We start from the raw sequence: 6,973 nt of genomic DNA, 5'->3' as shown, positions 1-6,973 counted from the left end.
TGAACTGGGCTACTTGCCCTACCTTGTTCGTAAGCTGTACCCGTTTCTATCCGTTTAGCTTTGAGAATGAAGCGGGCTATCGTGCCCTAGGGAGATTCATAAGCATTGAATCCATGACAAAAAAATTACCGAAGATACTGGGCATTGATGTTAGCAAAGCCTCAGTTTCCTGTTGCCTTTTGGAGTCCCGCCCGGAGAATCCAAGAGAATTTTATTATACCTATCCGTTTGATAAATTCAACGCTGATAGTGTTGGGGTCAAAGCACTACTAGCTTTAACGCCAGATATCGCCATACTTGAACCCACGGGGACTAACTATTCTAAAATTTGGATTTCTCACCTAGACCGCGCTGGGGTGGAAGTAAAACTAGTTGGTCATAGGGAGTTGAAAAATTACCGTTCTTACCAACTTAACCTGCCAGATAAAGATGATGATGCAGATGCACTTGCCCTAGCTTGTTATGGGTTTGACTATGCTACGGATAAACTAAGGTTTGTCCGTCGTCGCCACCCCACAATCCAGAGGGTTAGGGAATTAATTTTACGACTCAACCATCTTAACCGCGTACAATCCCCTATTATCAACCGTGCTAGGCAGGACTTAGCATGGCAGTTCCCAGAGATAGCCAACACTAGAAGCATTCGCAGTCCCAACAAAGACACCCCGTTGATGTGGGGGTGGTTAGCTGGTATCAGGAAATCAAATCATTATGACCGGAAGTATGCAAACAGTTGTGGACTGGGGATAACTGGAACCGTGAGATGGCACGCTCAGAGGATTTGCAGCATTGAGCAAGAACAGCACGCCATAGAAATAGAATTGTCTGAATTGCTTATACAGCCGATATTCAAACCCTACCAACGGGTGTTCGATGACTTTGGGTTTGGGTTGCGTTTGCGCTGTACAATTCTCTCTCAAATATTCCCGTTAGGGGATTTTTTGACAGCTGACGGGCAACCGGAAATCAAACGATTGAGAGGTCGTGTATCTGGCAAACCCACCAAGCGCCATCTCTCACTACGGAGATTTCAAAAAGCTTTAGGTGTAGCACCATCACAAGAATCTTCTGGTGACTCCCAAAAAATCAAAATTGTTGGTGGTAGTGCTATCTGCCGTAGAAGCTTATGGCAATGGGTTTTTACCAGAGTTGAAGTTAGAAAATCTCGGATGACAAATAAAATTGGTGTCCTACTTGGGGAATATTTGGATACACAAAAACGGGAAGGTAGACCAGTCCAACTGGTGCGATCGCGTACTACTGCACGAGCAGTAAAACTATTATTTCCTAGATTGGTGAACGAATTAAATTGCGATGGTCGTCTAGAATGAACAAGGAAATTTAGGTTAAACCTTGTGCTACTGGATCGGCAAAAGCTACAAACGATTCTAGGAAAGGAGCGTAAATCTGCTTACTTACCATTTTCCCTGCATATTTTAGAAACAGTTTCTTCTACTAATCACATTCTCTGGGATTTAATCGATCAAGGAGCAGAACCCGGATGTGTGGTTATTGCCACTCAGCAAACAGCAGGTAAAGGACAATGGGGTCATCAATGGATATCTTCAACGGGAGGATTATATCTTTCCCTAGCTATCGATCCCCAACAATTGCCTGCCAAAGATAGTTACCAGTTAACATTAGCTAGTGCCTGGGGTGTAACTCAGCAATTGCGAAATTGTGGAATTAATCTAGCTATCAAATGGCCAAATGATTTAGTACTCGAACAGCGTAAACTAGGGGGAATTCTCACAGAAACTAAAATACATCAAGGAATAATTACCAAAGCATTGATTGGCATTGGTGTCAACTGGAAAAACCCAGTGCCAAAAACTGGCATCAATTTGGAAATGTGGCAAGCTGGTAAACAGCAACTACTAATTCCTAGTCTGGAAGTTTTGGCTGCTCAAGTTTTACTGGGAATAGAATCCGGTATACAGTGCCTTTTTCAAGAAGGAGTGAATATATTAATGTCCCACTATATGCAACTACTAACGAACATTGGCGAGCGCATATGCGTCAATAATTCAATTGGAACTGTAGTTGGTGTGACTCACACAGGGGAGCTTCATATACATATGCAGACCGATGATAGTAGATTGGGCAGAAAACCGGAAATTTACATGCAGCCCGGTACAATTAGTCTGGGCTACCGGCAATCTTCTGATTAAATTTATAATTTTTTGTTCAAAAATTATAAATTTAACAGATAAATTACTGAGACAATTTTGTATAAGCTCATTCAACACAACACCAGAAAACAAATGACGCAGCGCAATCAATATTCCCATAAAAGGTTGCACCAATCATGGCAGCACTCCATACCAATGCAGGGTGTCTGTTGGCTGAGTAGCTTTAGCTTACTTAGCAATGGTTTGGTGTTTGCCCAAACTAAACCAACAGCTATAGATAACATTGTTCCCACTGCGGCGAATATACAACCAGTAGTAGTCAAGAAACCATTAAAAAAAGGTAAAATTACTCCCCCTACTCAGAGTAGTAAACAAAAATCGACTTTCGCCCAGCGTCGAGCCAGACTGCGCCAATTACTCAAAAAAAGAGCTACTAATTCTACAAAACCAGTTAATGGTTCTACTCCCAAGCCAAGGGTAGCACCTAAAAAGTTCAAATCCATTGTGGAAGCCAATGTTTCGCCAACTAGAAGCATCAAAGCTTCCCCAACTGGAAATGTCATTAAACAAAATAGCCCAAAAGTTAAGATAACTGCGCCAATCATTTCACCGTCTGTCCCCAAGACACCGACCACAGTAAATAAGCCAAGAATTAGTCCCAAGGTCGGTAGATCCACACCAACCAAATCCAAGGACTACAATAATACCTATATTGATCCCACAAATTACAATTCTGCCACCAAGAAGAATAATCAAGCACCACGTGTAATTCTCACAGAGCGTGGTAGTCATTGCCGTGCTACATCAACTAAAGGACAAGGTATTACTATAAGCAACTGTGTTAAAGCTCCTATTAGTAATACCAGAAATCAAAATATTGCTAATTCTCAGAATAAACCAACTTCTCAAAAAACACCTAGTTGGTTAAGAAAAAGTCAAACTTCCCGTTTAGCCACTGCAACACCTGTTAAGCGCAGTGTTGTTCGCAGGGTAGGGAAAACTAGATGGCGTTCCAATCGGAGCAATCGAATCAAGAGATGGAATACCGCTCAGGTAGCTACTAGTGTTACCAAAAATTCCATTCGCGCCAATAGATTTATTCCCACTCCCAGGAATTTCATGTCCACCCAAGTTAGTAATACACCCATTGCTCCCAAAGGTGGAATGTTAGACCTACCAATCACGGCGGACAATACAGCACCACTGCCTAGCACCGTTGCTTACAATATACCTCTAGCGAAAACCTTGCCCAAGATTGCCTATAGTTTGCCTAATATTGCTTATGGTAATGGTCAAGGATTTATGTACCCCGTTTCTGTCCCATCACGAATTACTTCCTTGTTTGGTTGGCGGATACATCCCATAACTGGTGATCGCCGATTCCATGCTGGTACTGATCTTGGTGCAGAAATGGGAACTCCTGTTTTAGCTGCTTACACTGGTAAAGTGGAGATTGCTGGTTGGGTTGGTGGCTATGGCATGACTATAATTCTCAATCATGGCAATAAACAACAAACTCTCTACGGACACCTATCGGAAATATTAGTGCAACCTGGAGAAAAAATAGAAAAAGGTATGGTAATTGGGCGAGTTGGTAGTACTGGTAACTCCACAGGACCTCACCTACACTTTGAAGTTCGTCAATTAACATCACAGGGTTGGGTTGCGACTAATCCAGGCCCTTATTTAGAAAATGGTTTGCAGCAGTTAATGCAATCTTTGCAAACTGCTCAAAACCCTGAATAGTCTAGATTTTTAGTTGGATTAAAGGATAAGGGGAAAATTTACCCTTTATCCTTTGTTTTTTGTTTATGAGTTTGCCAATTCCTCTAATACCATTTTGGATTTTATATTTTAGATTTTGGATTGTGAAAGAGTTATATGAAATACTTAAATGTCTGCTACAAATGAAGCATCTAAAATAGCGTTTCATCTGGTATTTATAACATTATTTTTTGTATTTCATATTACTACATAGAGTTTGCTGAAGAACTTATTATTTATTACTTAACTTATTGCTTTCTGATTCTGTAAGGCTACCGCGTTTAATTTGTTCTGCTTCCATAGCCGCAAATAAAGCTTGAAAATTTCCTTCACCGAAACCAGATGCTTGAAAACGGCGCTCAATCAACTCCAAAAAAAAGGTTGGTTGTTCAAATATGTGCTGAGTAAAAATTTGCAATAATAAAGCCTGGGGTATTTCTGGATGCCAATCCACTAAAATTTCTTGTTGAGCGATCGCTTGCAATTCTTCAGGGGAGAGAGAAAATCCTGGACGCTGTTTTAGTTGTGAGTAGTAGGTTTGGGGAACAGAGAGAAAAGATAAACCCCTGTATCGAGATTGAGCGATGGCTTGAATAACATTACTAGTTTGTAAAGCAATATGTTGCACTCCTGCACCCCGGTTAACATCCAAAAATTCTTGTATTTGGGAATTTACAGTGGTGGGTTGATTAATTGGTAATTGCACATTCCCTTGAGGTGAAACTAAAACTTGACTATGCAAAGCCGAGCGTTCAGTTTGAATATTAAATATCTGTCGGGGTTGCAAATGGAATATTTTTTGATACCAAGCCACCACAGATGGTAAATTACCTGCTTCCACATTTAGTACTATATGGTCGATCGCATGAAAAATAGGAAATAGATGCAAGAGGTTTGCTTTTATAGCAACATTAGCCTCATTTCGGGGATTTTGCCTATGTTTTATGTTTGAGGATGGTCTTTCTATCAATGTGTGAGTTAATGAACCCCAAGCAGAAATTTTCCCCCATTTGTAATAGTTATCACCTGGTTTAGATTGTTGGATTGGTTGTAAAATTTTGGCTCCATTAGCTTGAGCTAAAGTCATGGTGGCTCTTATGTCTTCTACAACAAATGCCACATCAGCTACACCGGGGGGATGTTGGGAAAGAAATGTGGCTACTGGACTAATGGGTAAAAGTGGAGAAGAAAAGACAAAATTAATAGAACCACTAGTGACGGCTTCAGTCCAGGTATGGGAAAAATTATTATGAGTTGTGACCGACTGAAATCCGAGGTGGTGAGCAAACCAATCTCGCCACACTGAAGCATCTTCTACATAGAAGTGGATATGGTCGATTCTCATCAGTTATAAAAATCCAGCACAACAGCTTATATTATTTGGGATTTTAGATGATTAAGCTTACCATGTGATAGATTATGCTGATGCTTTGACCCTAGAGTCGCCCTTAAGAGATACTTGCCAGCGATCGCCTATTTTCTGTAGCGTAAAAGAATCACAGGAATGGAGAAAACCAAGGAAATTAGCATCTAAATCTAACTTTTCCATCACTTTACTCACAGGTTGACCATACTTTTGATGAAATTTACCACTTAAGGTGTCAATCGGAATATATTTATGAGTCGTTTTAGTAACTAATGCACTGACAATTTTGACTAGTATTTGTTCTAAATCAGATTGATTTTTCATCTTGATTTTAGAATTATGAGGCATCTTAAATAAAGCCACATAGGTTTCATTCTTGTCTGGGATATAATGTAAAACCAAATCAGAATTTTCTGCAAAAATATCCTTAGCTGTTTTCCCAGGAAAATGGTGAGATACCACTTCATTAATATCAACTAGATATTTTTTAGCAAATATTTTCGAGATTCTAGATAGTTTGATCCACTGATTTATATTTCTGTTTGCTTCGATAGTAATTATTTCTTTTACCTGGTGTAAAACTTTTTCAATGGAAGGTACAATTGAATACATTTGCACCTCGTTTTTTTGAGTATTAATAACTTTAATATTGTTGGCTTTTTGACTAACATGATAGACTAAAATTCCATTTTTTTGGAGTTGGTTACATAAGCGAGTCATCACGTGATCGCCAGAGCAAACAAATACTTCTTGTACTTGAGAATAATATTTTGGAAGTGAGACTCCAAAAGCAATTATTTTATCATCAGCAGTATCTTTACTAGCTGGTACATGAATTAAATCATAGCCTCTTTGATGAAGTTCAATATCTTTTTTTCCCATAGACTGCCAATTGGCAAAGGCAATTTTCACTTGTAATTGGTAATTACTCACCTGATGCAAAAATTTTTCTGCTTCTACACTAAGTTGTAATTTTTCTGCATCTAATAGTAAAATTGCCATCCCATATTTTCCCTCAGGATGATTATTTTTAACACAATTAAATGACTTATAATCATCAAGAGTATCTGGGATAGAATCGTCATAATTTGATTTATATGTGCTCCCATTATTAACTAATTTTGGAGAATTTAATTCATCCTTATTCGGATTGAGGCGATTAATTTTTGCTAGTAAAGTAACTAATATGGGAGACTCAAAAGAGTTTGGAGTTAAAAGAGCTTGTAAGAATTTTCTGAGTTGTTTAAGTAATGCCTGCCAATCTACAGCTATTCGCAGCATTTTGATTAATTTTCCAGCCAAATTCTCTTGGTTACGACTGCTATGCCACGGAATATTTCTGTACTTTTCAAGTAATAGATCTGGCTGCTGTTCATGAATAAAAATAACTGTTTGGCAAACATAAGAGCCAATTTTTTTGAGCAAGGCAGAATCATATTTAGTCCGCGAACAGTCCATAATAAACTAAAGTACAGCAAGTAGTACATCCCGGCTCTAACCATCATTATAGATGGTGATTTAATTATGTTATATCTGGGGAGTAAACTATCTGAAAACTGTATAAATACTTAAGAAAAATGATGTGAATACTTCTGGTAATGAAGAATGGTAAACAAAATTTTTGTGATTCTTCACTACATAATTATGAAACATTATTAACTAGAAATAGAATCATGTCCTTAAATATAGGGCTAGGTGCAAGTAATAACTG

General features: G+C 38.7%; 5 protein-coding genes. 3 read left to right on the top strand and 2 right to left on the bottom strand.

Going from position 1 to position 6,973, the window contains the following annotated elements; genetic code table 11:
• The first annotated feature begins 113 nt into the window (after positions 1-113).
• The 3 genes from CALSC_RS12110 to CALSC_RS12100 all read left to right on the top strand — a co-directional run bounded on the left by CALSC_RS12110 (position 114) and on the right by CALSC_RS12100 (position 3,878).
• Entirely contained in the window at positions 114-1,331 is a 1,218-nt protein-coding gene (locus CALSC_RS12110; RefSeq protein WP_088241601.1) for an IS110 family transposase, read from the top strand.
• 24 nt (positions 1,332-1,355) lie between these two features.
• The gene (locus CALSC_RS12105) at positions 1,356-2,171 is read left to right on the top strand and encodes a biotin--[acetyl-CoA-carboxylase] ligase (protein WP_088241600.1); all 816 of its coding nucleotides are present in this window, start codon (positions 1,356-1,358) and stop codon (positions 2,169-2,171) included.
• Positions 2,172-2,264: 93 nt separating this feature from the next.
• Positions 2,265-3,878 (top strand): M23 family metallopeptidase, encoded by a 1,614-nt coding sequence (locus CALSC_RS12100; protein ID WP_088241599.1) that lies wholly within the window; start codon positions 2,265-2,267, stop codon positions 3,876-3,878.
• Between the two features lie 250 nt (positions 3,879-4,128).
• Here CALSC_RS12100 and hppD read toward each other — a convergent pair whose 3' ends face one another.
• Together hppD and CALSC_RS12090 are read right to left on the bottom strand one after the other, a co-directional pair.
• On the bottom strand, positions 4,129-5,241 hold the full coding sequence (gene hppD, locus CALSC_RS12095; RefSeq protein ID WP_088241598.1) for a 4-hydroxyphenylpyruvate dioxygenase: 1,113 nt from the start codon (positions 5,239-5,241) through the stop codon (positions 4,129-4,131).
• 72 nt (positions 5,242-5,313) lie between these two features.
• Positions 5,314-6,720: an NYN domain-containing protein gene (locus CALSC_RS12090; RefSeq protein ID WP_088241597.1), complete on the bottom strand. Its 1,407-nt coding sequence runs from the start codon at positions 6,718-6,720 to the stop codon at positions 5,314-5,316.
• Positions 6,721-6,973: the final 253 nt, after the last annotated feature.

It is taken from the genome of Calothrix rhizosoleniae SC01, from assembly GCF_900185595.1.
Taxonomy (GTDB): domain Bacteria; phylum Cyanobacteriota; class Cyanobacteriia; order Cyanobacteriales; family Nostocaceae; genus Calothrix_A; species Calothrix_A rhizosoleniae.
The sequence above is the reverse complement of the archived record's forward strand: the minus strand, read 5'-3'. Positions and strand labels throughout refer to the sequence as shown.